This window comes from Salinispora cortesiana (assembly GCF_000484695.1).
Lineage (GTDB): Bacteria > Actinomycetota > Actinomycetes > Mycobacteriales > Micromonosporaceae > Micromonospora > Micromonospora cortesiana.
The window spans coordinates 1-3,338 of the sequence record NZ_AXVR01000130.1 but is presented as its reverse complement, the minus strand read 5'-3'; the positions used below and the strand labels follow the sequence as shown (position 1 = coordinate 3,338).

The 3,338-nt window shown below is 63.5% G+C and carries 3 protein-coding genes; 2 read left to right on the top strand and 1 reads right to left on the bottom strand.

Annotated features, from left to right (window positions below):
- Positions 1-415 precede the first annotated feature (415 nt).
- Positions 416-562: a hypothetical protein gene (locus K228_RS29935; protein ID WP_245603594.1), complete on the top strand. Its 147-nt coding sequence runs from the start codon at positions 416-418 to the stop codon at positions 560-562.
- A gap of 289 nt (positions 563-851) precedes the next feature.
- Here K228_RS29935 and K228_RS0124270 read toward each other — a convergent pair whose 3' ends face one another.
- On the bottom strand, positions 852-1,244 hold the full coding sequence (locus K228_RS0124270) for a hypothetical protein (RefSeq protein WP_025620697.1): 393 nt from the start codon (positions 1,242-1,244) through the stop codon (positions 852-854).
- 414 nt (positions 1,245-1,658) lie between these two features.
- Between K228_RS0124270 and K228_RS0124265 the strand changes: the two genes are divergently transcribed.
- Positions 1,659-2,402 (top strand): hypothetical protein, encoded by a 744-nt coding sequence (locus K228_RS0124265; RefSeq protein ID WP_155251636.1) that lies wholly within the window; start codon positions 1,659-1,661, stop codon positions 2,400-2,402.
- Positions 2,403-3,338 lie beyond the last annotated feature (936 nt).

Sequence of the window (3,338 nt, the reverse complement as noted above, 5' to 3'; positions counted from 1 at the left end):
CCGGTTCGGCCGGTTCCCGCGTGTGCGTGCGGAGCTGCATGAGGACGTGGTGGAGTTCGTGGCGCGGCAGTTGGGCGTTGACGCAGGCTCGTTGGCCTAGCCGTAGTAAACGGCCGAAAACCAACGGCAACGCTGGTCAGAGCCCGTTACCGCAGGGCAACGGGTGTCGCTCGTGCCGCCGCTTGACCAGCGTTGCCGTTGATTCCGGGCTGGAAGCTACGGCTAGGCCAGAAGCTCGACACCACCACCGCCGGGGGCATGTTCGTCTTCCACGTCTTCGCCGCCCTCGCCGAGTTCGCCCGCACCATCATCGTGGCCAACACCAACGAGGGCCTCGCCGCCGCTCGCGCCCGGGGCCAACGCCTCGGCCGGCCGCCGGCCATGACCCCGGAGAAGGGTCGCCTACGCACTCCAGTTGCTCGTCGAACCAGACCGGTCGATGGCCTCGATCGCCACACTGCTCGGCGTCTCCCGCAGCACCCTCTACAAAGCCCTACCCGAGCTACAGCCGACAATCCCGGGCGCGGACCGTGCATCCGCCGGACGCCGGTCGGAGCGCTGACGGGAGTCGCCGTCTATCGGCGGTGGCTCGGTCCCTGCGTCCTCCGGTCGGTCCCGGATAGCACCGTCAAGGTTGGCACGTCTTGTGGGTTGGCGCGTTCGCCGCTCGCGCGCACGTTTTTGCGGTGCGACCGGTCGCAGCGAGGAGCCGGGTGGCGGGGCTGAAGCACTACATGGTTCCTTGGGTGCTTCCCTGGGTAGTTCCGAAATGGCGAGGGCTGGTCGGGTGCGTCGCCGCAGCCCGGGCGGCTGGCAACGCCCGGGTGCGGCCGGTCGACAAACTTTGGCGGTCACCTGGGGGCGCGTATACGTTGGCCGCCTCGTTTCGTCGTCATGATGGACCTCTCTGCTCCCGCAATCGATCGTCGGCCTTGACGTACGGCGATCAGGCCCGGGTCCAGGCTCTCGGCTAGCGCGAGCGCGGCGGTCAGGTCCGCGCGCATCATTAGCAGCGTCTCGTAGGCGGCGTCAGTGTGCCCCTTGGCTATCTCGGTGGCCACAAAGGCAGCCCGCTCGGTGGTGCGGCGCTGCCAGTCGAGAATGTCTGCGGGTACGCCGGTCTCCTGGCAGGAGTCACGGCGTCGCGTCGCGATCCGGTCCAGCACCGCATCGCGCTCCGCGCGGGTCAGGCCGTGCTGGGACGCATACGACTCCAGCAGCCGCGCGGCGGCCTCGACATCCATCCCGTGAAGATCAACTATTTGGCCCCTGGTGTCGTCGTTCTTACCAACACCCCGGCTTCGCCGACACCCGGCAGCCTGCCGAGGGCGGCGGCAAGGACGCTACATCTGGCCTCCGGACTGGGGACAACTGGTGGCCCTGTGGATAACGCCCTGAAAGGGGCATAGAGCTGCTAATACTCAAGATCAAAAAAGCCGCCGCGCCTTGCGCCGGTTGACAGCTATGGATGCCACTGTAAGCCTTGCCTCAACACCAACCTCGCGGGGGCAAGATCAAAGTGTTCGATGAATCCTTCGTGCCTGCGTCGATGCTCCGTGGCCTTTCCCCGGACGCTCGGCCCACCGGCCTTCGGCATCCTCAGCGCTTAACGATCTAGGCTTAAAATCCCCGCCCGTTAAGAGCTATGGAGGCTTTTCGTGGGCAAAAGGCTGTGGACCATGATGTCTGCGGTACTGGGCATGCTAGTTCTGCTACCCAGCACCGCATTCGCTGAAAGTCCCGGACCCGACCAGCACGTGCTTACCGCGGTCCAGCGGTCCGCGGAGTTCCAGCAGGTCCAGCTCGACAACCCCGACCTGACACTGAGGCCGTCGCTGTCCAAGACGGCACGCGAGGGCAACTACGCAGTCGCGGTGCAAGCGTTTAAGGACGCCACCGGGACCACTACGGTGGTCGCCACGCATTTCGTGGACATGCGAACCGGTGACGTAAAGATCAGCCGGCTGGGTCGGATCGTCGTCGAGGACGCCAACGTTCAGGACCGGTCCCTTTTCGGGTCGTCAGTAAAGAAGACCGCGGCGATCACCATGTCGACCAACGGCAAGGTGGACTTCGTCGGCACCGTCTCTGACACCGGCGTGCTGCGGGAAAGCGCCGGCTTCGAGGACCTCGCCGACAAGGCTCGGGCCAACGCACAGACTGGATGCACGGACTGTGGCACCACCACCAAGGCGAGCGACGCCATGCAAGCGCCGTCCGAAGTCGCAGCTATGGGATGGTGCGAAGATGCAATCAACCTGCTCTGCGGCGCCTCGGGGGCTTTCCAATGCTTCCTGTACTGCAGCGCGCTGGGCACTACGCCGGCAGGGCTAGGATGTGGGGTTATCTGCGGGCTTATCGCCACCCTAGGCTGTGCTAGCGTTGTCAATCAGCTCTGCTAGTACGATTGAATGCCCTTGCGACATCGATACACGGGAGCTATGAATGTTGAGAAAATTGGCGGTTGCCATTCTGCCATGCCTCATCATGACTCTGGGCGCAGGATTTTTTCAAGGATGGTCGGCGGCGGGCTACACCTTTCTGGGGTGTCTCGCTGGACTGCTAGGCCTGTGGCTCTGGCAACTCAGGTCCAACAAGAGCACGAGGCCCTCCCCGTAGGGTCCCACGTCCGCTCTACCTTCACACTATTGCCCTTGCAGTTATCCCTTCATAGCTCTTAGTTCAAGAGGTCGACGGTAACGCCAGTCAACCGGTTGACTGCTCGAACGGGCCACCACCGTCCAGCAGAATCGGCGCTGACAGCGTTGCCGTCGCCTTTCGTTCTTTTGCCGTTTAGCCCTCTTCAGAGCTATGCCTGCTGCTCCCACTAACAAACAACCCGCGAGTTCCCTGCGGTAGTGGAGTCCTTGGCAACGTCCTGGCCAGGGATTTGCTCACTGAACTTCCTCGATCGAGCGGGTCGACGTAACTTCAGGATTTCTGAGCCGTTGTCGTTATCAGGGGGCCGAACGGAGTACGCCGGGAACCGGCAACGGCGCTCTCCGCCGATCAGCCACGATGGCGGGGGCGTCGTTTTCCGTGACGGCGGTGCTGAACTCCCTGTCGTGACTGGCGCCTGTTATCTGAAGCTCACGGCAGGCCTTCGCCTGCCGCGAACAACGGGATTATCTGAAGCTGGATCAGGCGATAGCTTCAGATAACGAGTGTTACCTGAAACCGCCTTCCGCTCGATTTCCGGTTTCCGGCGTACTCCGGTCGGCCCCCTTAGGCGGCTTTTGATCTGGGGTACAGCCAAGGTACGGCGGAAACCGGCAATAGGCGGTAACGCGCCTTGATGGGGTGAGCGCCAAGGTGCGGCCGTAAGGGGCGGTAACCTG